Raw genomic sequence first — 23,387 nt, 5'->3', positions numbered from 1 at the left:
AATACCACGCAATCCCACCTAAAATCGGCAGTAAATACAGGGCAGTTATGCTACGCTCAGGTCAGTTTTGCTAACCATTTTGAGCGTCTATTTTGTTTACTGTTTATCACTCCAATCAAGTCGATGTGCTTAAATCTTTGCTGGTTGAGCTAGTCAAAATCGACCCGCTTGAAAACCCATTTGAAAAAGAACAAATTCTGGTGCAGAGCCCGGGTATGTCACAGTGGCTCAAAATGGCATTAGCGAAAGAGTTTGGTGTAGCTGCCAATATCGATTTTCCTCTGCCTGCGACCTTTATTTGGAATATGTTCACTCACGTGTTGGCCGATGTGCCCCAGCGCAGTGCCTTCAATAAAGAGTCGATGAGCTGGAAGTTGATGCAGATCTTACCAAGCTTGTTGGATCAGCCTGAATTTACCCCTTTGCAACGTTATTTAGAAGATGACAGTGACAGTTCAAAGCTCTATCAATTAGCGGAAAAAATTGCCGATATCTTCGATGGTTATTTGGTGTACCGCCCAGAATGGATTGCCGCTTGGGAGTCTGGTCAAGTAGTGGCTGAAATTGGTGATGAGCATCCGTGGCAGCCAATCTTGTGGCAAGCGCTCTATGATCACACCCTAGCACTTGGTCAATCGCCGTATCACCGTGCCAACTTGTATGAGCATTTTATTGATAGCTTAGCCAACTACCAAGGCCGCTTTGAGAATCTACCCAAGCGTCTGTTTGTATTCGGTATTACTTCTTTGCCACCGCGTTACATGGACGCGCTAAAAGCACTTGGTGAGCATATTGATGTGCACCTAATGTTTACCAACCCGTGTCGCTATTACTGGGGGGAAGTGCGCGATAGAAAATTTCTCGCCAAGTTAGCAGCAAAACAGCGTAAACATCTGGTGTGGCGCGACGATCATTCTGAAATTGAGGGAGAAAGTGAGCAGCTTAAAGGCACGATTGAAGAGAACCTCGCTTATGACGACGCCGCTTATCATGAGATGGTGGATGGCGAGAGTATCGACCTACTGCACACCGATGTGGTAGGTAACAGCTTATTGGCATCAATGGGCAAATTGGGCCGCGATAACATGTATCTGCTATCACAACTCGAATCGAATGAGATTGAAGCGTTTGTTGATTTGGGCCGAGACTCCTTGTTGCAGCAATTGCAGGCCGATATCCTCAATCTTGAAGAGCATCAAGACGATCAACAATTAACCACAAGTCAGCATAAGCAAGTGGTGCGTGGTGATGACTACTCATTAACTCTGCACGCTTGCCATAGTCCAATGCGCGAGGTGGAAGTGCTGCATGATCAGTTGCTCAATATGTTTGATGCAGATCCAAGCTTAAAACCGCGCGATATTATCGTGATGGTCGCCGATATCAATGCTTATAGTCCTGCGATTCAAGCGGTGTTTGGTAATGCGCCAGGCGAGCGATTTATCCCATACTCGATTTCTGACCGTAGCGCCGATCAAGAAAGCCCAATCCTTGCGGCGTTTATGCAGCTACTCAATTTAGCCAATACTCGTTGCTTAGCCTCCGAGCTATTAGAGCTGTTGGAAATTCCGGCCATCCTTAATCGTTTTGGTTTGAGTGAGGATGAATTCCTACAAGCCAAAATTTGGGTGGAAGAGTCGGGTATTCGCTGGGGATTAAATCCTGCTACGGGTACTGAGTTTGATCTGCCAGCCACAGCGCAAAACACTTGGCAATTTGGCATAGAACGTATGCTACTTGGTTATGCGATGCCGGAATCTGCTGGATTGTTTAATGATGGTCAACAGTCGTTATCCCCTTACAACGAAGTTCAGGGGATGGGGGCGGAGCTTGCTGGTAAGCTGGCGCACTTTATTGAGACGGTCAGTGACTATCGTCAAGCGCTTGCGCATACCCACAGTATTGATGGTTGGCGTCAATTATTAACTGCGATGCTGGATGATTTCTTCCAAGTAGAATTAGAAGGTGAAGTGGCACTAAAATCGATTCGCGACACGCTCACTTCGCTCAAAGAACAGTTAGAAGATGCCGCTTATCAGGCCGAACTTGCGCCAAGTATTATTTCTCAATACCTACAAAACAAACTCTCTGGTACCCGGGTTAGCCAGCGTTTCTTAGCTGGACAAGTGAACTTCTGTACCTTGATGCCAATGCGCTCTATCCCATTTAGAGCGGTATGTTTGCTGGGGATGAACGACGGCGTTTACCCGCGTTCGATGCCGCCTGAAGGTTTTGATTTGATGAATGGGCGCACTCGTGCGGGAGATCGTTCTCGCCGTGATGATGACCGTTATCTGTTCTTAGAGGCGCTCTTATCGGCGCAGCAAACTTTATATATCAGCTACGTTGGTCGTTCGATTCAAGATAACACTGAGCGCGTGCCATCGGTACTGGTGTCTGAATTGATGGAATATTGCCACCAAAACTACCGTTTGGCGGAAGATGCGGATCTGAGCTGTGATGAATCTGGCGATAAGCTGCTAGCGAACTTACATCGCCAACATGCGATGGTGCCATTTAGTCCTGCTGCGTTTAGTGATTCATCGAGTGACTTTTCTAGCTACAGCAGTTATGCCAAAGAGTGGTTGCCTGCGGCGAACCGTCAAGGTCAGCGCAGTGGTGAGTTCAATCGTCAATTGAGTGATTATCTGGCCGATGTCAGCTACCCACTGGATCTTGATTTGGTTGAACTGCAGCGTTTTTGGCGCTTACCAGTGCAGTATTTCTTCAACCGTCGCTTAAAAGTAATGTTTGAACCGCCTTTGCCAATTATGCCCGATGAAGAGCCGTTTATTCTCGATGGTTTAGAGAGTTTCCAGATCCGTGATGCGCTGCTAAACCAACTGCTGAGCGATCAATTGCAAGCCAATAGTAATCCAGATCAAACGGTGCAAAACTTTGTCGATCAGCAACGCGCCCAAGGCAAGTTACCGGTGGGGGCATTTGGCGATATTGAGTTTGATACCAACCGAGTGCAAGCTGAGCAATTGGTAGAAGCACTGCGTTTTGTCACTAGTGCGCCGGTGGATGATGTTGAGATTAATCTTAATTTTGACCTGCTGGGTGAAGGCAAACCGATCGTTTTACAAGGTTGGCTCACCCAAGCTTACCAATCTGGTTTAGTACGTTATCGTAGTGGCAAAATTCGCCCGCAAGATTATTTGGCTGCGTGGATTGACCATTTGGCGATGTCGGCGATGGGCGTGGCAAAACGTACTCACATGATTGGTTATGATCGTAAAGAGGGCGTCGTACATCTTATTTACCCGCCGATCGAAGATGGTGATTATGCCAAGAATCTGTTGGCCGAACTGGTGCGATTATTCTATCAAGGTATGACTCAGCCGTTGGCGTACTTCCCTAAAACATCGTTGGCAGCGATTGAAGCAGGCTTTAGTCGCGGCGGCGCTTGGGCAGATGATGAAGAAAAGTCGCTCAAAAAAATGGCCGAAGCGTTTAACGACGGCTTTATGAGTAGCGGTGAAGGCAACAATGCTTACATTGGTCGTATTTGGCCACAGTGGAATGATGCTTTAGCGCAAGAAGTTCGGACCTTGGCGGCGTTAGTGATTCAAGCACCAAGATTATTGGTCAAAGACGCGCATGATGAATAACGACGCGTTGGCGGTCGCAATCCTTTCGTTTGGTGAGAGCCATTTACCTGAGGGTTGTTTGATGAAATCACAGAGAAGTGGTTGGCCGCCAGTAAATCGTTATTAATGTGTAGGGCGTTCGCTGTGCGGCCAGTGGTCAGAGGGACCATTATTCGGTGGGTTGCAGCGAAGTTGATAACTTGCTCAACACGTGGCGCGGATAGTAAAGCTTAACTGGGGGAGGTTCTGTGAGAGCGCTCCCATTAAATCTGCCACTTTAGATTTAGCGGCAGTTAAACACTCAATATCAAGGCTAGGTCACACTCGAAGGTGTGAATGAATTGATTCAGAAGTTACATAAAGGTTTGATTGTTATGACATCGTGTTCAGTTGTCACCTCACTAGATACCATGACATTTCCGTTGCATGGTGCGCGACTTATCGAAGCTTCGGCGGGGACGGGGAAAACCTTCACCATTGCCGGGCTCTATTTGCGTTTATTGTTAGGGCACGGAAGTGGCGAGAGTCGTCATCAAACGCCATTAACGGTCGATCAAATTTTGGTGGTGACCTTTACTGAAGCAGCAACCGCTGAGTTGCGCGATCGTATTCGCGCGCGTATTCATGATGCGCGATTAGCCTTTGCTCGCGGTGAAAGCAGTGATCCCGTGATCAAACCTTTACTCGCAGAGATTGATGACCATAAACAAGCGGCGATGATCTTGCTGCAAGCTGAACGACAAATGGACGAAGCGGCGGTGTATACCATTCACGGTTTCTGTCAGCGCATGCTCACGCAAAATGCCTTTGAATCAGGCAGTCGTTTTAACAACGAATTTGTCACCGATGAAAGCCATCTTAAAGCGCAAGTCGTTGCGGACTATTGGCGTCGTAACTTCTACCCATTGCCACTAAAACTGGCGGGTGAAGTACGTTCAATTTGGAGTTCGCCAGCCGCTTTGTTAGGTGATGTTTCTCGTTACTTAACGGGGGCGCCCCTGCAACTCTCGGTGGCGGCGATGCAAGGTGACTTGAGTGAATTACATCAGCAGAATCTGGCTAAAATTGATCAGCTAAAAGCGCAATGGCGAGAAAGTAGCGATGACTTCCTAGCGTTGATTAGTGAGTCTGATATCAACAAACGCAGCTACACCAAAAAGTCCCTGCCAACTTGGTTAGAGGCCGTCGGCGCTTGGGCAAGTAGTGAGACCAACGGTTACGAGTTTCCTGAGCAGCTAGAGCGCTTTGCGCAAAATGTGTTGATTGAGAAAACTCCCAAAGGCAAAGCGCCTGAGCATGTTGTCTTTGCTCAAGTTGAAGCTTTTATTAGCCAGCCGATCAGCTTAAAAGCGCCACTATTGGCCCATGCGATTGAGCATTGTCGTGTTAGCTTAGCGAAAGCGAAACAGCAAAAGCAGTGGTTATCGTTTGATGATCTGCTGACCAACTTATCTGCCGCGATGGACGCTGATGAACTCGGTGCATTAGCTGAGCGTATTCGTAGTTTATATCCGGTGGCGATGATCGATGAATTCCAAGATACCGATCCTCTGCAATACAGCATTTTCAGCCGAATTTATCTCTCTCATCCTGAGTGCGGTTTATTTATGATCGGCGATCCTAAGCAGGCGATTTACGGCTTCCGTGGTGCGGATATTTTTACCTACATCAAAGCGCGTAATCAGGTTTCCTCGCATTTCACTCTGGGTACTAACTGGCGTTCGAGTGCTGATATGGTCGCGGCAGTAAACCAAGTGTTTGCCTTGCCAGATAGCGCCTTTATCTACGATCAAGACATTCCTTTTCTTCCCGTTGCGGCTAGTCCAAGTGCTGATAAACGTGCGTGGTCACTAAGCGGAAAAACTCAACCCGCGTTGACCTATTGGTTACAAGAAGCGGAAGAAAAGCCACTGGCTAAAGGTGAATATCTTAAAGCGATGTCGCAAGCCACAGCCGATCAAATTCAGACCATTTTAAGCGCTTCACAGCAGCAACAAGCGCATTTTAGCAGTGATAAAGGTGATAAGGCGATTCAAGCCGGCGATATTGCTGTATTGGTGCGCACCGGTAATGAAGGCCGCATGGTTAAAGAGGCGCTTGCTAAACAAGGCATTGCCAGCGTTTATCTCTCTAACCGTGACAGCGTATTTAGTTCGGCGGTAGCGCAAGATGTACAGCGCCTGCTGCAAGCGGTCTTAACCCCAGAAAACGATCGTGCACTGCGCGCCAGCTTGGCGTCAGAATTGTTCGCTCTCGATGCGGGCAGTTTAGATGCGCTCAACAACGATGAAACCGCTTGGGAAAACGCGGTGAATGAATACAAAGAGTACCGCAAGTTATGGTTACAACGTGGCGTGTTACCGATGCTGCGCGCGGTCATGAGTAAGCGTCATGTCGCTGAGCGTTTACTAGAAGAGGAAAGTGGCGAGCGTAACCTGACTGATTTGATGCATTTAGGTGAGTTATTACAGCAAGCCAGTGGTGAACTCGACAGTGATCATGGTTTGCTGCGTTGGCTCGCACAAGCGATTAGCGATGCGCAAAATGGCCTTGGTGGTAGCGAAGACCAAATTCAGCGTTTGGAATCTGAGCGTAATTTGGTGCAGATCGTCACTATCCATAAATCGAAAGGTTTGGAATATGACTTGGTCTTTTTGCCGTTTGTATTGAGCTATCGCGAAGCGAGTGAAGCCAAATATTACGACGCCGAAAGCGATCGCACCATTTTGGATATCAACCAAGATAAAGCCGCGTTAGCGCAAGCGGATAAAGAGCGTCTCGCGGAAGACTTGCGTTTGATCTACGTAGCGTTAACCCGTGCCGTTTACGGCTGTTTTATTGGTGCTGCGCCGCTACGTAATGGCCGTTCAACCAAAGAACCAACGGGTGTGCATCACAGTGCCATGGGCTATTTATTGCAAAATGGCCAAGCAGGTGGCGTGAATGATCTTACCCAAGCGATTGAGCTGCAAACCAAAGGATTATCGTGCGTTGCACTGCAAGGATTACCCGAATCGCATCAGCAAACCTTTGTGACTGATGATGAAATTGAACATACCTTACATGCCAAAACACTCAGCCAAGCGATTGATCGTGCTTGGCGCATCACCAGTTACTCTGGTTTAGTAAAACAAGGCTCTCACCACCATGATGACACCTCTAGTGAGCTATTAAGACTCGATGTTGACTCCTCCGGTGAGCAAGATGAACAAGAGTTAGTTGAACCTGAACGTTCAATCTTTACCTTCCCTCGCGGTGCACGTCCGGGCACATTTTTGCACACGCTGTTTGAAGAGGTGGAGTTTACTTTGCCTGCGAACAGTGAAGAGAACCAAGCCAAAATAATGGCACTGATGGAGAGTGAACAGCTCGAATTAGAGTGGCTGCCAATCTTGCAACAACTGGCTGATACCGTATTAGCGACCCCATTGGACGGTAAAGATCTGCGCCTCAATCAAAAAGGACCCGCGCAGCGTTTGGTGGAAATGGAATTCTTACTGCCGATTGAAGTATTGGCTTCGGCAGAACTCAACCGGGTGATTCAACGTAACGATCCATTGTCAGCTAAAGCGGGCGATCTCGGCTTCCAAACCGTGCAGGGGATGTTGAAAGGTTTTATCGACTTAGTGTTTGAGCACCAAGGTAAATACTACGTACTGGACTGGAAATCGAACCATTTAGGCGATGAGATTGCCGATTATCATGGTGATGCTTTACGCCAAGCGATGGCGGATCACCGTTACGATCTGCAATACCAAATTTACGCGTTGGCACTGCATCGTTTTTTACGTAGTCGAGTAGCGGATTATGATTATCAGCGCCATTTTGGTGGTGTCTATTATCTGTTTTTGCGTGGTATGGATGGCGAAGGTCAACACGGCATTTTCTCCGCAAAACCAAGTTTTGAATTTTTAACTGAGTTAGATAAATTGATTGATGGCGAGATAGTGGAAAGACGCGACAACGCGGCAGGGCAAATGGAGTTAGGTCTATGAGTGGATTAATGCTAACTCTCAAGCGCTTAGCCGAAAAGGGCTCAATTCGTCAGCTTGATTATCAATTTGCGCGCTTTATTGCGGCCAAATCTCAGCATGTTGAACTTGCGTTTATCGCGGGTGTGCTCAGCAGTGAGCTAGGCAAAGGCCACATCTGTTTGCCACTGCATGATATGCAAGGGCAAGCGGTCGATCTTGCCGCTAAAATAGGCTTATATGGCGAGGCGGCATTAGCATTAAACCAACAACTCTTATCCATTGATTGGGCAGCGTTGCTGCAACAGTCGCCATGGGTGAGCAAGCCAGTCGCACACAATGCTGATCCATTGCCTTTGGTGTTTGATGGTGAAAGGTTATATCTACACCGTTATTGGCACTATGAAGTGACGTTGGCAGAGAAGCTAACCAGCTTTGGGGTTGCCATGATCCTAAAGCCTACCGAAGTACAAAAACTCGCCAAATTGCTCGATCACTTGTTTGCGCGCAGTGACCATTTCTTGTTTTCCGCCTTATCGCGTTCGAGTGGATTAAATCAGGTGCAGCGCCAGCAAATGGTGTGCGATCACCTTGATGTGGTCGATGAAAGCCAACTGGATTGGAGCGCAATTGATCAAGTGTTGTTGCAAGCCACACGTGCCGAACAGCTTGCGCCACTAGAGCAACTTGTTCCTCAGGCGGCGTGTGTTAACTGGCAGAAAGTGGCGGCGGCGATTGCACTCACTAAGCGTTTTGCGGTGATATCGGGAGGCCCTGGTACTGGTAAAACGACCACGGTAACTAAACTGCTGGCAGCCCTGATTGAGCAGGCTGAACAGAGTGGTCACACCCCAACGATTAAGCTGGTGGCACCGACGGGTAAAGCAGCGGCGCGCTTGACCGAATCAATTGGTAAAGCGGTCGACCAACTGCCGGTTAGCCCAGAGCTGAAAGCCGCGATCCCAACCGAATCCAGCACCTTACATCGATTGTTGGGCGCATTGCCAAACAGCGCTGAATTTCGTCACAACCAAGCGAACCCGTTACATCTTGATATCTTAGTGGTGGATGAAGCCTCGATGGTCGATTTACCGATGATGTACAAGGTAGTGGATGCTTTGCCAAAACATGCCCGTTTGATTTTATTGGGCGATAAAGATCAGCTTGCCTCAGTCGAAGCGGGGGCGGTACTCGGCGATATCTGTTCTTTCTATCATTCTGGTTACAGCAGTGCACAAGGTGAATTGATCGCACAATTATCCGGTTATACGACCTTAGCGACAGCCAATCAAAATAACAAAGGCAGTCGAGTTGGGGATAGCTTGTGTATGCTACAAAAAAGCTATCGCTTCGATGCGCGTTCAGGCATTGGTCAGTTGGCAAAAGCGGTCAACTCCGGATCGGCCTATCAATTAGATGCGGTATGGCAGCGCGGTTTTGACGATATCGAACAGTTCCCGCTTGATATGCAGCACTACAATCAGCTAATCCAAACCATGGTGGCGGAATACAGCCACTATCTTAAACGTATTGCCCAACGCTTAGTTCATCCTGACAGTGGTGAAATAGAAAGTATTACCCAACAAGCCAAAGCAGGGTTAGATGCTTTTGCGCGCTGTCGCTTATTGTGTGCGATGCGTGAAGGGGACTTTGGCGTGAGTGGTTTAAATCACCGTGTTGAGCGCGCGCTGGTGGCGCGAAAACGCATCCAAACTCAAGATGAACTTTGGTATCACGGTCGTCCGGTGATGATCACTCGTAATGATCATGCACTAGGCTTGTATAACGGTGATATTGGCATCTGTATGCTGGATGATTCACTTGCAGAACCGCGCTTAAAAGTGTTTTTTGAATTACCAGATGGCAGCGTCAAATCGGTGTTGCCAAGCCGCGTACCAGAGCATCAAACCGCTTATGCGATGACGGTACATAAGTCACAAGGCAGCGAATTTGAATTTACCGTAATGATTCTGCCAAAAGATTTTAGCCCTATTTTAACTCGTGAGTTGATTTATACCGGCATTACTCGCGCCAAAAAACGATTGGCATTGTATGCACAGCCAGAGGTGGTTAAACGAGGGATTAAAGTGATGACAGAGCGTGCAAGTGGTTTGGTGATGAGATTAAAAGGTTAATGAGCGGAGATTTCGTCACCATCCTTGGTGTCGCAGTGAATAAAGTTAGTTAACCGAGCTAAAAGCGGCGGTAAAAGAGATACTGCGTATTTGGTACTTTTGTTGATAGTCGAGAATAAATTTCTTTAGTCGATCTGAGGTGGGAAACACACAGTGCACATCAAGGCCGATCAGCAGTTCGTTTTCTGCCATGTCCCAGAAGCTCTGTAGAGAATTACAAATTATAGTTTTCATATTGATGCTCTTAGTTGACGTTGATATCTACCAAAGCAATCCGTGCGGTCTAGCAAGCTAGTTGAAATTGAATCCAATCAATAGTGCGAAGTAATGTGATACGGGCAAATAGTAACCAACAAAGAATATGAAATAAAGCTTATATTTGAGACAAAAAACCAACAATGGACACGGAAAGTGGCCATTTTTATTAAATATTGAACTGTTTTTGCTTAATTTTTAATAAGTTAGTTCAGAGTTTAATTCTAGGTACGAGTGGCCAATATTTTTGAGTTTCTTTGGTAGTTATAGAGGTTTTGCTTTTGTGATGGCAATTGCTCCACCCCGACCTCATAGAAACCTTGCTCCCTAAACCAATGCAGACTGTGTGTGGTTAACACAAACAACTGATTAATCCCTTCTTGGCGGCACTGCTGCTTCATATAATTGAGTAAAATCAAGCCACGGTTACCATCGCGATAATCTTTATGGATTGCCACACAAGCCATTTCTGCCATGCTGTCATCAAGATAAGGATACAGGGCAGCACAGCCGATAATCAGGCCATCTTTTTCAATGATGGTGAATTGATGAATTTCTTGCTCCAACTGCTCACGCGAACGGCGCACGAGAATGCCTTGCTCTTCCAGTGGGCGAATTAAATCGAGGATGCCGCCGATATCATCAATGTTGGCAACGCGCACGCGTTCAGAGCTGGCATAAACAACCTGAGTACCAATACCATCAATAGAGAACAGTTCTTGGATTAACGCGCCATCTTCTTTGTAGCTAACAAGGTGGCTACGTGGCACACCGGCTCGGCAGGCGGTAATGGCTGCGCGAAGAAAACGCAGTGTCCCTGAGGCGCTGTCGTGAGAATAGTCAACATCGGTTTCTAATTTCGCTAACACACTTTCTGCTTCTCGCGGCACAAGCTCTGCCACGACAGAACCATTTTCATCGATGATGCCTTGCTCAGAACAAAAGCCAATCAGCTTGTCAGCATTTAAACGGATCGCGACTTGGGTGGCGACTTCTTCAGAAAGTAGATTGAATGACTCGCCAGTCACAGAGCTAGCGATAGGTCCAAGCAGTACAATCGAACCTTGATCGAGCATACGGTTGATGCCCTGAATATCGATACGACGAATGCGACCACTGTGGCAGTAATCGACGCCATCATCCACGCCAAGAGGTTGAGCGATAACAAAGTTTCCGCTAACCACATTGAGTTGTGTCCCGGCCATCGGCGTGTTGCTCAAGCTCATCGAGAGCTGGGCGGTAATCGCAAGCTGTAATTGCCCCGCAGCCTGCATAACTAGCGACAAACTGGTTTCATCAGTGATGCGAACGCCTTTATGGTAGTCGTTGGTGATTTGATTTTTGGCTAAAATAGCGTTGATTTGTGGTCGCGCACCATGCACCAAAACGATCTTAACTCCCAAACTGTGGAGTAAGGCTAAGTCACTGATAATATTTTTAAAGTTATCATCAGCAAACGCTTCACCACCCAGCATGACCACCATGGTTTTCCCTCGGTGAGCATTGACATAAGGTGTTGATTGGCGAAATCCTTTAACTAATGCGGTGCTACGTATTTTCACATTACAATCCATCTGTGAATTTATATGTGATTATAGTGCAAATTTATTCTCAATTAGGCAAGCGGTTTTTTGGAATAGAGACCCAATAAACACTTTTGTGAGATTGTGAGCATGAAAAGAGCATGCTATAGAATAATTTTCCCCATTAGGTCATTGGTTTATGAATATTAGCGTCAAAAATAATATAACAGCTAAACAAGCTCAAAGTGGCCGTTTCTTTCCTCGTAAATGGATGAATGTCGCAGCTTTGGTGGTTGCATTGATATGTGCCTATGGGATTGTTCAAGGTGGCTTGTGGCTCAATAACAAATATCAGCAAGTATCGCACCCCCCTACGCTTATTTATGGCACCTGGGTAGAAGATAACGTCGCTCCGTACCTAGCTGAGAATATCGTGATTAATCAGTCAGGCGTGACCGTGAACGGGGGCGTCGTAAGCACAAAATTCAGTTTTGATGGCGAGACATTCCGCTATCAACATGGCACTGAGGAGCGGGTTTTTCGCTTTGGCCTTGGTAACTTTAGTTCAATGAAGCTGGACACCAAGGTGGCTTATCAGCCGGTTTATGTCAAAACTCTTTAAAATTCACACTCATTAACGATCCTTGCGTTGACTCAGCTAGTAAGAGTTTGTCATGCTCAGGACTTGGCGTTAATGGACTCTTATTCGTAATGAAAAAATACCTTTTCTTAGCAACGGCCTCGTTGCTATTTGGCTGCGCTCAGCCAACCGAACTTGCTCAGCAATACCGCGATGGCGAATTTAAAACCACGCTTAATCGCGTTGATTCAGTGCAGTCAAACAGTAGCCGTGATTTTACTGAATTTCATAAGCAAGCGGAGCAAGTAGTCGAAAAATCACCGTCAATGGCCAAGATTTATCAACCGCTGTATGAAAAGCTCAATGAGTGGGTATTAGAAAGTGGTAACCCGAATGAGTTGGCCAATTTTGATATTCAAACCGCGCAATTAGGCGGTGGTGACAAAAAGGGCAACGTGCTGTTTACCGGTTACTTTTCACCAGTGATGGAACTGCGCCATCAAGCGAATGAACAATTCAAATTCCCTGTTTATGCCAAACCAGCCTGTGCCGCTGATTGCCCAACTCGTGCGGAAATTAACGCCGGTGCGCTCGATGGTCAGGGGTTAGAGCTTGGCTATGCCGCTAACCGAATCGACCCATTTTTAATGGAAGTACAAGGCAGTGGCTTTGTTCACTTTGAAGACGACGATTCATTGGAATACTTCGCTTATGGTGGCAAAAACAACAAAGCCTACGTCAGTATTGGCCGTGTTCTCATTGAGCGCGGCGAAGTATCGCGTGAAAAAATGTCGATGAAAGCGATCAAAGATTGGGTGCTTGCCAATGATGAAGCGACCGTACGTGAACTGTTAGAGCAAAACCCATCGTATGTCTTTTTTGCTCCGCGAGCAGATGCTCCAGTAACGGGGTCTGCCGGTATTCCACTACTACCAATGGCGTCGGTAGCGGGTGACCGCTCTATTTTGCCAATGGGTACGCCGCTGCTGGCTGAAGTACCACTGTTAAATGCTGATGGAACGTGGAGTGGGGCACATCAACTTCGTTTGCTCATCGTATTAGACACTGGTGGTGCGGTGAAACAAAACCATCTTGATTTGTACCATGGTATGGGGGCTCGTGCTGGCACAGAAGCGGGTCATTACAAACACTTTGGTCGTGTTTGGAAGTTGGGTTTAGAAGGTTCTGCAACCCAAGCGCCTTGGGCTATGCCGCCTGAGAAACTAAACTAATCAATACCTATTAGCGTCATTTCGGACGACTATAGACATTTCAATAAAGAGTGCGTATAAAACGCACTCTTTGTTTTTGTAACCGATTTACAGGCTTTGCGTTATGCGTGAATTAGACACTCCAGCTTCAGATAACTACAACCAGCGTTTTGGTGGTACTCGTCGTTTATATGGCAACAGCGAAGTGGAGATCCTCCGAGCTGCACACGTGTGTGTGATTGGTATTGGTGGTGTTGGTTCGTGGGCTGTAGAAGCCTTAGCGCGCAGTGGTGTGGGTGAGTTGACACTGATTGATATGGACGACGTGTGCGTGACCAATATCAACCGTCAAATCCATGCGATGAGTGGTACGGTAGGACAAAGCAAAATTGAAGTGATGGCTGAACGCGTTAAGTTGATCAACCCAGAGTGTAAGATCAACCTTATCGATGATTTCATTACCCCGGATAATCAGCATGAGTACCTCACGAAAGAGTACGACTATGTGCTGGATGCAATTGATAGTGTCAAAGCGAAAGCGTCACTGTTGGCTTACTGCCGTAGCAATAAAATCAAGGTCATCACCACGGGTGGTGCGGGTGGTCAAACCGATCCGACGCAAATCAAAATTGCCGATTTAACCAAAACTATCCAAGATCCGTTGGCGAAAAAAATCAAAGACACCTTGCGTCGTCATCATAATTTTCCGAAGAATCCGCAGCGTAAATTCAACATCGACTGCGTATTTTCAACCGAACAGCTGAAATACCCACAAGCCGACGGCTCAGTGTGTGGTGTGAAAGCGACCGCGGAAGGTCCAAAACGTATGGATTGTGCTAGCGGCTTTGGCGCGGCGACGGTGGTGACGGCGACATTCGGCTTTGTTGCCGTGTCACGCATTATTGAAAAACTGATCCAGAAACACGCGAAGTAGGAGAGTGGTTATGTCATCGTTTCCTTCATGCCCTTTTGGCAATAGTTCCACTGCTGAGAACATTACGGCGGAGCAAATTGCACAAGTGATGCAGAACTTTCGTGGTTGGGAAGATCGTTATCGTCAGGTGATTCAGTGGGGCAAAAAGCTACCAGTGATGCCAGAAGAGCTAAAATCAGAGCAAGTCACCGTCTCAGGTTGTGAAAGCCAAGTTTGGCTGGTGAGCGAGCAAGTTGATGGCGTATGGTACTTTTGTGCCGATTCAGATGCCCGCATTGTACGCGGCCTGATTGCCTTAGTGTTAGCGGCATTTAATGGCAAAAACAGTGCTCAAATTCAAGCGTTTGATATTGATGCTTACTTCGACCAATTGGGTTTAATTGCCCACCTAAGCCCATCTCGCGGCAATGGCTTAAAGGCTATTGTTGAACAGATAAAACAATCGGCCGGTTAATCCGGCTGGTTAAAGTTTAATCACTGCTATTTTAATGCCTTAGCAAAAACAGACGCTTGTCACACTTGTTGTCACTGGCTAAAGGCTGTAAAATCCGCGCCCTAAATAATTGTTCCGTTGCTTGAGAGACACCATGACCTCTGAAAAAATCAACCTGCTCGATTTCGATCGCCAAGGATTGCGTACATTCTTTGCTGAAGAATTAAATGAAAAAGCATTCCGCGCCGAACAGGTGATGAAGTGGATCTACCATTTTGGTGTTGACGATTTCGACAACATGAACAACATCAACAAAGTATTACGTGAGAAACTAAAACAACGCTGCGAAATTAAAGCACCGGTTGTTTCAGAAGCTCAACACTCATCGGATGGCACCATTAAATGGGCAATGCGCGTGGGTGATCAAGACGTTGAAACCGTATACATCCCTGAAGATGACCGCGCAACACTATGTGTTTCTTCTCAGGTAGGTTGTGCACTGGAATGTAAATTCTGTTCAACTGCTCAACAAGGCTTTAACCGCAACCTGAAAGTATCGGAAATCATCGGTCAGGTATGGCGTGCAGCGCGTGAAATCGGTCTGCAAAAAGAAACGGGTCGCCGTCCAATTACCAACGTGGTAATGATGGGTATGGGTGAGCCGCTACTGAACATGAAAAACTTGATTCCAGCACTGGAAATCATGTTGGACGATCTTGGTTTTGGTTTGTCTAAGCGTCGCGTTACGGTATCAACATCAGGTGTTGTATCGGGTCTTGACCAAATGACCGGCAAAATTGACGTGGCACTTGCGATCTCACTACACGCGCCAAACGATAAGCTACGTAGCGAAATCATGCCAATCAATGACCGTTGGGATATTCAAGAGTTCCTCGCGTCAGTACGTCGTTATATCGCATCATCAAATGCCAACCGTGGCCGAGTGACGGTAGAGTATGTTTTGCTTGACCATATTAACGATGGTACTGAACACGCCCATGAACTGGCAGAGTTGATGAAGGATACACCTTGTAAGATCAACCTGATTCCGTTTAACCCGTACCCAGGTTCACCATACAAAAAGCCAAGCAACTCACGCATCGACCGTTTCCAAAAAACCTTGATGCAATACGAGCACACCGTGACGACTCGTAAAACCCGTGGCGATGATATTGATGCCGCATGTGGCCAGCTAGTGGGTGACGTTATCGACCGTACAAAACGTACTGCGATAGCAAAAGCTGCTAAAGGCGAAAGTATCGACATCAAAGCGCTATAATTGAGTCAAATTTGAAAAAGCCAGAGCATCGCTCTGGCTTTTTTGTTTTCTGAAAAAAGGAAAATAATCTACGTAAGGCGATATTTGTCGAAGTTTGTTACCTTTTTAGTCACTTAGAATGTCAATTTTTAGAAAAACCTTGAGCTTGCTGTAATTTATCTATCTTAGTTGTGTTGTTTCATGCCTGATATCTATTAGAATTAACAGTCATACTCATAGCCGCATTGCCTGTTGAGTGAGTTTGTTCATTTACCCAAATGCGGTTGAGGGCAAGAAGACGAGATTTACCGACATAGTGACTGAACTATCTTGCTAAAAAGATGCCTTAAATCGGTAGATATATAAACGAATTAAATGACATTGGGTACCACTCACCACTAACGAAAAATAATAAAAATGGTGCACCCAACGTAAACCAGAGAAATTGATAATATGAACACGGATCAACCAACCCCAGTTACAGACGACAATGTAGATACCATCCTAGTAGAAGCGGGCACCATTCTTAAACAGAAACGTGAAGAGCTAGGCCTATCAAAGAAGCAAGTCGCTGACCGTTTGCGTTTGCGTCTTACGCTTATCGAACAAATTGAAAGTAACCAGTTTGAGGCGGATCAAGTCGCCACTTTCACGCGTGGTTACTTACGTTCTTATGCCAAAATTGTTGGCATCGATGAAGCGGTCGTGTTAGCCGCTCTCGACGAGCGAATGGGCACTCAGCCACAAGAACAAACCATGAAAAGTTTCTCGCGTAAGACTAATCGTGAAAAACATGACAGCCGTATCATGGCACTCACTTGGGGTATCTTGGCGGTCATCGTTGCCATCTCTTCAGTTTGGTGGTGGCAGAATCAACAAAAAGATGTGGTTGAGATAGCAGTTGAAGAGCAACCGGCGGTGGTGGCACCAGCGCCAGAAGTCAGCATGCAATCGGTGACCGAAGCGGAAAACGCATTAACGGCAGAAGAACAAGCACCACAGGTCGATGAGTTAGAGCCAGCAACAGATGAGCTTGCGACCTCAACGATTGAAAACTCAGCAGAGGCAGCGAACGACGCAGGCGATACAACCACTGATTCAGAGGCGAAGGTCGAAGATGAAGCTACCGCAACTGAAAGCGTTAACGAAACAACGACGCCTGCTGCTGTGAACGCAAACCTTATGCAAATGAACTTTAGCGATGATTGCTGGGTTCAAGTGAAAGATGCTGCGGGCAAAACATTGACGTCAGGCATCAAAAAAGCCGGACAAACATTAGAAGTTGAAGGTAAGAAGCCTTATAAAGTTATTTTAGGCGCACCGGAAAACGTTTCTATCACATTAGCGAGTGAACCTGTCGACCTTTCTGGGTATACTGCAGGCAAAGTAGCAAGATTCACCTTACCTTAGACACGATTATGCAATACGAATCCCCTATCAAACGTCGCCCATCGACTCGAATTTACGTGGGCGATGTGCCTATTGGTGACGGCGCACCGATTGCGGTGCAATCAATGACGAACACCAGAACAACAGACGTGGAAGCGACTGTTGCACAAATTCGAGCGTTGGAAAATGTCGGTGCGGATATCGTACGCGTTTCAGTCCCGACGATGGATGCTGCTGAAGCATTCAAATTGATCAAACAGCAAGTGAATGTGCCGTTAGTGGCAGATATTCACTTTGATTACCGCATTGCCTTAAAAGTGGCAGAGTACGGTGTTGACTGTTTACGTATCAACCCGGGCAATATCGGCAACGAAGAGCGTATTCGCGCGGTAGTTGATTGCGCTCGTGATAAAAATATCCCAATTCGCATCGGTGTTAACGGTGGTTCACTGGAAAAAGAAATCCAGATGAAGTATCGCGAGCCAACACCGGAAGCTTTGGTTGAATCTGCCATGCGTCATGTTGATATCCTTGATCGTCTTAACTTCGACCAATTCAAAGTCAGCGTGAAAGCATCAGACGTCTTCCTTGCCGTCGATTCATATCGTTTGCTAGCGAAGCAGATTGATCAACCGCTGCACTTAGGTATTACAGAAGCTGGTGGCGCTCGAGCGGGGGCGGTTAAGTCATCCGTTGGTCTCGGTATGCTGTTGGCAGAAGGCATCGGTGATACGTTACGCATCTCTTTGGCAGCAAACCCAGTTGAAGAGATCAAAGTGGGCTTCGATATTTTGAAATCACTGCGCATCCGCTCACGTGGTATCAACTTTATTGCTTGTCCAAGCTGTTCACGTCAAGAATTTGATGTGATTAATACAGTGAATGCGCTTGAAGAGCGCTTAGAAGACATTATTACGCCAATGGACGTTTCGATCATTGGTTGTGTGGTGAACGGTCCGGGTGAAGCGGAAGTTTCTCATCTTGGTCTAGCGGGCAGCAGCAACAAAAGTGCCTTCTATGAAGATGGTAAGCGTCAGAAAGAGCGTCTTGATAACCAAGACCTCGTGGCCACTTTGGAAGCGAAGATCCGCGCCAAAGCCGCACTTATGGACGAGAGCAACCGCATCAACATTAAAGTACAAGATTAAATCTCAACGAAGTAATACAAATTACGGTAATTATTGTGGCAAAAACTATTCAAGCAATCCGAGGCATGAACGACTGCCTTCCAACTCAATCACCACTGTGGCAAAAACTTGAAAACACAGTGAAAAACGTAGTTAGCGCATACGGTTATAACGAAGTGCGCATGCCAATCGTTGAAGAGACAAACCTATTCAGCCGCGCGGTTGGTGAAGAGACAGACGTCGTTTCAAAAGAAATGTACACCTTTGATGATCGTAACGGCGATAGCCTAACACTTCGTCCTGAAGGTACTGCGGGTTGTGTACGTGCATGTATTCAAAACAGCCTGATCAACCGTGACGAACAGCGTCTGTGGTACATGGGGCCTATGTTCCGCCATGAGCGTCCACAGAAAGGTCGTTACCGTCAATTCCACCAGTGTGGTGTTGAGGTGTTTGGCCTAAATGGTCCAGATGTTGATGCTGAACTTATTATGATGACAGCACGTCTATGGCGTGATCTGGGTATTAATGAACATGTTCGTCTTGAGCTTAACTCTATCGGTTCTCAAGAAGATCGCGCAGTGTACCGTACTGCATTGGTGGCGTTCCTTGAGCAACACATCGATGTGCTCGACGAAGATTGTAAGCGTCGCATGCACACGAACCCACTGCGTGTTCTGGATACGAAAAACCCTGACGTTCAGGCTATTTTAGGTGATGCGCCTCGTCTTTCTGAGTACTTAGGCGAAGAATCTAAAGCTCACTTTGCAGGTCTATGTGAACTTCTTGATGCTGCGGGTATCGAATACAAAGTTAACGAGCGTTTAGTTCGTGGCCTTGATTACTATAACCGCACAGTATTTGAATGGATCACTGAGAGCTTAGGTTCTCAAGGCACCGTTTGTGGTGGTGGTCGTTACGATGGTCTTGTTGAACAACTAGGCGGAAAAGCAACACCAGCAGTTGGCTTTGCTATGGGTCTTGAGCGTCTAGTATTGATGCTTGAAACACTAGAGCTGACTGATGTACGTCGCAGTGTAGATGTCTACATGGTTACCGCTGGTGAAGGTACTATGATGGCGGGTATGAAGCTGTCTGAACAGCTACGCGGACAAGTACCAGGCCTACGTGTAATGAACCACTTTGGTGGTGGCAACTTTAAGAAGCAGTTTAAACGTGCAGATAAAGTGGGTGCGATTGTTGCACTTGTGCTAGGTGAAAATGAAGTAGCAGACAACACAGTGGTATTGAAAGACTTGGTTGGCGGCACACAAGAAACTTACACCCAAGCAGAAGTTATCACTAAATTGGTTGATTTAATCTAAGCAAATTTATATTCAACAAAGTGGCGATCAACGTCGCCATTTTTAAATGTTAATGTCGCGCGTCTCCTATTGATGGCATTGGCATAAGTTTAAGAGGACAGGAAGTGGAACTCTACGATACCGAAGAACAACAAGTTGAAGCGATCAAAGATTGGTGGAAAGAGAACGGCAAAGCCGTGATCTTTGGCGCGGTTATTGGCCTAGGTGGTTTGTTTGGCTGGCGCTATTACCAAGATACAACTTTAGCGGCTCAAGAAGCGGCTTCTGAAAGCTACACTAAAGCAATGGAAAGCTTAGCGGCGAGCGGCGCTCAAGCTGAAACACAAGTACAAACCTTTATTGAAGCGAATGGCAAAACAGAATACAGCATTCTTGCCGCGCTTCAGTTAGCGAAAGTACAAGTGGAAGCGAACCAATTGGATGAGGCGATCACCCAACTACAATGGGCAAAAGACGCAACTCAAGACCAAGCACTACTTGCGGTTATTAACTTCCGTCTTGCACGTTTACAAGCAGAGCAAGGTGATTTTGATAGCGCAATTGCTCAACTAGCAAACATCACGGATGCTGGTTGGACAGGTCGTGTTGAAGAACTAAAAGGCGACATCTTACTGCGCAAAGGCGACAAAGAAGCTGCGTATGCTGCATACACCGAAGCTCAACAAGCAGGTGATGCAACAGAAGTGCTGAAAATGAAATTGGATGATCTCGCCAAGTAAGGGCTTTTTGGATGAAGAAAATGCTGAACAAGGCATTAACTGCCGTTGCGATTGTCGGTGTGCTAGCCGGTTGTGCGAGTGAAGAAGACACCATCATCATGGCACCAGTGCCGCAAGTTGATAGTGAGTTTACGCCAACCTCAGTGTGGAGCGCTTCAGTAGGAGATGGTGTTGACCAATACTTCTCGAAACTCTCTCCTGAATTTGCTTATGGCAAAGTGTTTGTTGCGAGTCGTGATGGTGTGGTTAAAGCACTCAATCCTGAAAGTGGCGAAACATTATGGCAAGCTGAGCTAGAAGAGGATGTGCCTGCACGTTTTTCTGGTGGCATTACCGCAGCTTACGACAAACTGTTTATCGGCAGTGAAAATGGCGAAGTGATTGCGCTTAACCAAGAGACCGGCGAGCTTATTTGGCGCGTCAGTGTTCAAGGTGAAGTGTTAGCAGCGCCAGTCACGGATGAAAACTTAGTCCTTGTTCATACCAGCGAAGGCTTTTTGCTGGCGCTGAACCAAGTTACTGGTGAGCAACAATGGGCCATCGGCACCGAAGTGCCTAACCTAACGCTACGTGGTAATAGTACTCCTGTGACCGTTTCTGGTGGCGTATTCTGGGGTACCGCCAATGGTCGCCTTGCGGCGGCAATTGTTCAACGTGGTCAGCTGATTTGGCAACAACCGATTGGTACGCCAAAAGGGGCAACAGAAATCGATCGCATCGTTGATGTTGATGCCTCTCCAGTGGTACTTGGCAGCACCCTATATATTGTTGGTTACAATGGTCAGCTAACGGCGATTGATTTGCGCTCAGGCCAACCGGCCTGGAAACGCAGTTACTCATCGGCGACGGATTTGACCAGCGATGGTCGTAGTTTGTTCGTAGTGACCGATAAAGACCATATTGTTGCTGTTGATGCACGCAGCGGTACGGAGTTATGGAGCAATAAGCAGCTTGAACACCGCTTAGTGACCGCTCCAGAGATTATTGATAACTACCTCGTAGTTGGCGACAGTGAAGGCTACCTTTACTGGCTTGACCGCTCAACAGGTGAGTTTGTTGCACAACAAGAAGTGGACAGCAGCGGCTTTGCTGTACCGCCAGTGCAATTGGATGATGGTTACGTAATTATCACTCGCGATGGCGATGTAAAGAAACTAACGATCAGTCAATAATTTCGTGATATAATTCACATTCGGCTCCTTTCTGGTGACAGATAGGGGCCGTTTTGTTCATATAAAACAAGTGTTTAATCCTGAAATTGTGGTTATAGGTAACTATTTGGTAATGAACTTGGCAATAAGCAAAGTTGCCAGTCGTTACCTATAACTACATAAGAAAAGAATATTGTAGAGGTTGTTATGGTTCCTGTTGTTGCTCTGGTAGGGCGTCCTAACGTAGGTAAGTCTACGTTGTTTAACCGCTTAACTCGCACGCGTGATGCGCTTGTAGCGGACTTCCCTGGCTTAACTCGTGACCGTAAATATGGCCAAGCGAAGCTTGGTGAGCATGATTTCATCGTGATCGATACCGGCGGTATTGATGGCTCGGAAGAAGGTGTAGAAACCAAAATGGCACAACAGTCGTTAGCCGCGATTGATGAAGCCGACGTGGTGCTATTCCTTGTTGATGGTCGCGCGGGCTTAACGCCAGCTGACCAAGCAATTGCAGCGCATTTACGTAAGATTGAAAAACCAGCGATGCTGGTAGTAAACAAAGTTGATGGTATCGACCCTGATGCAGCAAGCGCCGATTTCTGGCAGCTTGGCATGGGTGACATGTACCAAATCGCAGCGGCTCATGGTCGTGGCGTTGGTCAGCTAATTGACCTTGCTTTGAATCCATTCGCTGAAAAAATGATCGAAGATCAAAAAGGCGAAGGTGAAATCGAAGACCTAACTGACTTCATCGACGAAGACGAAGAGAAGCTAGATTACACAGAAGAAGAAGCAGAAGAAGAATTCAAGCGTCTACAAGATCAGCCAATCAAAATGGCAATCATCGGTCGTCCAAACGTAGGTAAATCAACACTAACTAACCGTATTCTTGGTGAAGAACGTGTAGTTGTGTATGACATGCCTGGTACTACTCGTGACTCTATCTACATCCCAATGGAGCGTGATGGTCGTGAATACGTATTGATCGATACTGCAGGTATTCGTCGTCGCAAAAACATCAATGAGACGGTTGAGAAGTTCTCAGTTGTTAAAACATTGAAAGCGATTGAAGATGCCAACGTTGTACTATTGGTTATCGACGCGCGTGAAAACATTTCAGATCAAGATCTAAGCCTACTAGGCTTTGCGCTAAACTCTGGTCGTTCAATCGTACTTGCAGTAAACAAGTGGGATGGTCTAAACAACGACGTGAAAGAGCAAGTGAAGAAAGAGCTTGATCGCCGTTTAGGTTTCGTTGATTTTGCTCGTATCCACTTCATCTCTGCATTGCATGGCACGGGTGTGGGTCACTTGTTTGAATCAGTACAAGAAGCATACAACTCGGCAACGACACGTGTAGGTACTTCTGTTCTGACGCGTATCATGAAAAACGCAACCGATGATCACCAACCACCAATGGTACGTGGTCGCCGTGTGAAACTGAAATACGCGCACGCGGGTGGTTACAACCCACCAATCATCGTTATTCACGGTAACCAAGTGAAAGAACTGCCTGATTCATACAAGCGTTTCTTGATGAACTACTACCGTAAATCGCTAGAGATCATGGGTACACCGATCCGTATTCAGTTCCAGAACAGTGAAAACCCGTTCGAAGGCAAAACAACTAAGATGACACTATCTCAAGAGCGTAACCGTAAACGCATGATGAGCATGGTTAAGAATCGTAAAAAATAACGCTCGTTTGATCGTTTAAATAGAAAAGCGCCTACAATAGAGGCGCTTTTTTTATACCTGCACATTTTGTTTGCAACTCAGT

16 protein-coding genes are annotated in these 23,387 nt (G+C 46.6%); 14 read left to right on the top strand and 2 right to left on the bottom strand.

Going from position 1 to position 23,387, the window contains the following annotated elements:
- Positions 1–92: 92 nt before the first annotated feature.
- The 3 genes from recC to recD all read left to right on the top strand — a co-directional run bounded on the left by recC (position 93) and on the right by recD (position 9,699).
- Complete coding sequence (recC, locus tag RJD38_RS03090; protein WP_065545093.1) at positions 93–3,614, top strand: exodeoxyribonuclease V subunit gamma; 3,522 nt, start codon at positions 93–95, stop codon at positions 3,612–3,614.
- A 353-nt stretch (positions 3,615–3,967) separates the two neighbouring features.
- Positions 3,968–7,588 carry an exodeoxyribonuclease V subunit beta gene (gene recB, locus RJD38_RS03085; RefSeq protein ID WP_065431120.1) on the top strand — a complete coding sequence of 1,207 codons (3,621 nt, stop codon included), beginning with the start codon at positions 3,968–3,970 and terminating at the stop codon, positions 7,586–7,588.
- Positions 7,585–9,699 carry an exodeoxyribonuclease V subunit alpha gene (gene recD / locus RJD38_RS03080; protein ID WP_005594200.1) on the top strand — a complete coding sequence of 705 codons (2,115 nt, stop codon included), beginning with the start codon at positions 7,585–7,587 and terminating at the stop codon, positions 9,697–9,699. The genes recB and recD overlap by 4 nt, the downstream gene beginning before the upstream one ends.
- A 45-nt stretch (positions 9,700–9,744) precedes the next feature.
- On the opposite strand, the gene RJD38_RS03075 is transcribed toward recD, so the two are convergent.
- Both RJD38_RS03075 and argA read right to left on the bottom strand, forming a co-directional pair.
- Entirely contained in the window at positions 9,745–9,933 is a 189-nt protein-coding gene (locus tag RJD38_RS03075) for a hypothetical protein (protein WP_005594202.1), read from the bottom strand.
- A 245-nt stretch (positions 9,934–10,178) separates the two neighbouring features.
- On the bottom strand, positions 10,179–11,516 hold the full coding sequence (gene argA / locus RJD38_RS03070) for an amino-acid N-acetyltransferase (protein ID WP_065430785.1): 1,338 nt from the start codon (positions 11,514–11,516) through the stop codon (positions 10,179–10,181).
- A gap of 160 nt (positions 11,517–11,676) precedes the next feature.
- Between argA and RJD38_RS03065 the strand changes: the two genes are divergently transcribed.
- The 11 genes from RJD38_RS03065 to der all read left to right on the top strand — a co-directional run bounded on the left by RJD38_RS03065 (position 11,677) and on the right by der (position 23,305).
- Entirely contained in the window at positions 11,677–12,099 is a 423-nt protein-coding gene (locus RJD38_RS03065; RefSeq protein ID WP_009386279.1) for a DUF2850 domain-containing protein, read from the top strand.
- A gap of 89 nt (positions 12,100–12,188) precedes the next feature.
- Positions 12,189–13,289 carry a murein transglycosylase A gene (gene mltA / locus RJD38_RS03060; protein WP_005594206.1) on the top strand — a complete coding sequence of 367 codons (1,101 nt, stop codon included), beginning with the start codon at positions 12,189–12,191 and terminating at the stop codon, positions 13,287–13,289.
- Positions 13,290–13,392: 103 nt separating this feature from the next.
- Positions 13,393–14,202, top strand: a complete 810-nt coding sequence (tcdA, locus tag RJD38_RS03055; RefSeq protein ID WP_005594207.1) for a tRNA cyclic N6-threonylcarbamoyladenosine(37) synthase TcdA — start codon at positions 13,393–13,395, stop codon at positions 14,200–14,202.
- 10 nt (positions 14,203–14,212) lie between these two features.
- Positions 14,213–14,656 (top strand): cysteine desulfurase sulfur acceptor subunit CsdE, encoded by a 444-nt coding sequence (gene csdE, locus RJD38_RS03050; protein WP_005594209.1) that lies wholly within the window; start codon positions 14,213–14,215, stop codon positions 14,654–14,656.
- 133 nt (positions 14,657–14,789) lie between these two features.
- On the top strand, positions 14,790–15,914 hold the full coding sequence (locus RJD38_RS03045; RefSeq protein ID WP_005594211.1) for a bifunctional tRNA (adenosine(37)-C2)-methyltransferase TrmG/ribosomal RNA large subunit methyltransferase RlmN: 1,125 nt from the start codon (positions 14,790–14,792) through the stop codon (positions 15,912–15,914).
- 432 nt (positions 15,915–16,346) lie between these two features.
- On the top strand, positions 16,347–17,303 hold the full coding sequence (gene rodZ / locus RJD38_RS03040) for a cytoskeleton protein RodZ (protein WP_009386278.1): 957 nt from the start codon (positions 16,347–16,349) through the stop codon (positions 17,301–17,303).
- Between the two features lie 8 nt (positions 17,304–17,311).
- Positions 17,312–18,430 (top strand): flavodoxin-dependent (E)-4-hydroxy-3-methylbut-2-enyl-diphosphate synthase, encoded by a 1,119-nt coding sequence (ispG, locus tag RJD38_RS03035; protein ID WP_005594214.1) that lies wholly within the window; start codon positions 17,312–17,314, stop codon positions 18,428–18,430.
- A 35-nt stretch (positions 18,431–18,465) separates the two neighbouring features.
- On the top strand, positions 18,466–19,734 hold the full coding sequence (hisS, locus tag RJD38_RS03030) for a histidine--tRNA ligase (RefSeq protein WP_065545094.1): 1,269 nt from the start codon (positions 18,466–18,468) through the stop codon (positions 19,732–19,734).
- A gap of 104 nt (positions 19,735–19,838) precedes the next feature.
- Entirely contained in the window at positions 19,839–20,453 is a 615-nt protein-coding gene (locus RJD38_RS03025) for a YfgM family protein (RefSeq protein ID WP_005594217.1), read from the top strand.
- Positions 20,454–20,464: 11 nt separating this feature from the next.
- The gene (gene bamB / locus RJD38_RS03020; RefSeq protein ID WP_065545095.1) at positions 20,465–21,625 is read left to right on the top strand and encodes an outer membrane protein assembly factor BamB; all 1,161 of its coding nucleotides are present in this window, start codon (positions 20,465–20,467) and stop codon (positions 21,623–21,625) included.
- A 186-nt stretch (positions 21,626–21,811) separates the two neighbouring features.
- Complete coding sequence (gene der / locus RJD38_RS03015; protein ID WP_005594220.1) at positions 21,812–23,305, top strand: ribosome biogenesis GTPase Der; 1,494 nt, start codon at positions 21,812–21,814, stop codon at positions 23,303–23,305.
- The last annotated feature ends 82 nt before the right edge of the window (positions 23,306–23,387 follow it).

The sequence above is a fragment of the Vibrio scophthalmi genome, from assembly GCF_040869025.1.
In the GTDB taxonomy this organism is placed as follows: Bacteria; Pseudomonadota; Gammaproteobacteria; order Enterobacterales; family Vibrionaceae; genus Vibrio; species Vibrio scophthalmi.
This window is presented reverse-complemented; position numbering and strand designations above follow the sequence as displayed.

Bases quoted from the DNA above. Each gene is read 5' to 3' on its own strand.
- recB (WP_065431120.1), top strand. From the start codon at position 3,968: ATGACATCGTGTTCAGTTGTCACCTCACTAGATACCATGACATTTCCG.
- recD (WP_005594200.1), top strand. From the start codon at position 7,585: ATGAGTGGATTAATGCTAACTCTCAAGCGCTTAGCCGAAAAGGGCTCA.
- RJD38_RS03075 (WP_005594202.1), bottom strand. From the start codon at position 9,933: ATGAAAACTATAATTTGTAATTCTCTACAGAGCTTCTGGGACATGGCA.
- RJD38_RS03065 (WP_009386279.1), top strand. From the start codon at position 11,677: ATGAATATTAGCGTCAAAAATAATATAACAGCTAAACAAGCTCAAAGT.
- mltA (WP_005594206.1), top strand. From the start codon at position 12,189: ATGAAAAAATACCTTTTCTTAGCAACGGCCTCGTTGCTATTTGGCTGC.
- tcdA (WP_005594207.1), top strand. From the start codon at position 13,393: ATGCGTGAATTAGACACTCCAGCTTCAGATAACTACAACCAGCGTTTT.
- csdE (WP_005594209.1), top strand. From the start codon at position 14,213: ATGTCATCGTTTCCTTCATGCCCTTTTGGCAATAGTTCCACTGCTGAG.
- RJD38_RS03045 (WP_005594211.1), top strand. From the start codon at position 14,790: ATGACCTCTGAAAAAATCAACCTGCTCGATTTCGATCGCCAAGGATTG.
- rodZ (WP_009386278.1), top strand. From the start codon at position 16,347: ATGAACACGGATCAACCAACCCCAGTTACAGACGACAATGTAGATACC.
- ispG (WP_005594214.1), top strand. From the start codon at position 17,312: ATGCAATACGAATCCCCTATCAAACGTCGCCCATCGACTCGAATTTAC.
- bamB (WP_065545095.1), top strand. From the start codon at position 20,465: ATGAAGAAAATGCTGAACAAGGCATTAACTGCCGTTGCGATTGTCGGT.
- der (WP_005594220.1), top strand. From the start codon at position 21,812: ATGGTTCCTGTTGTTGCTCTGGTAGGGCGTCCTAACGTAGGTAAGTCT.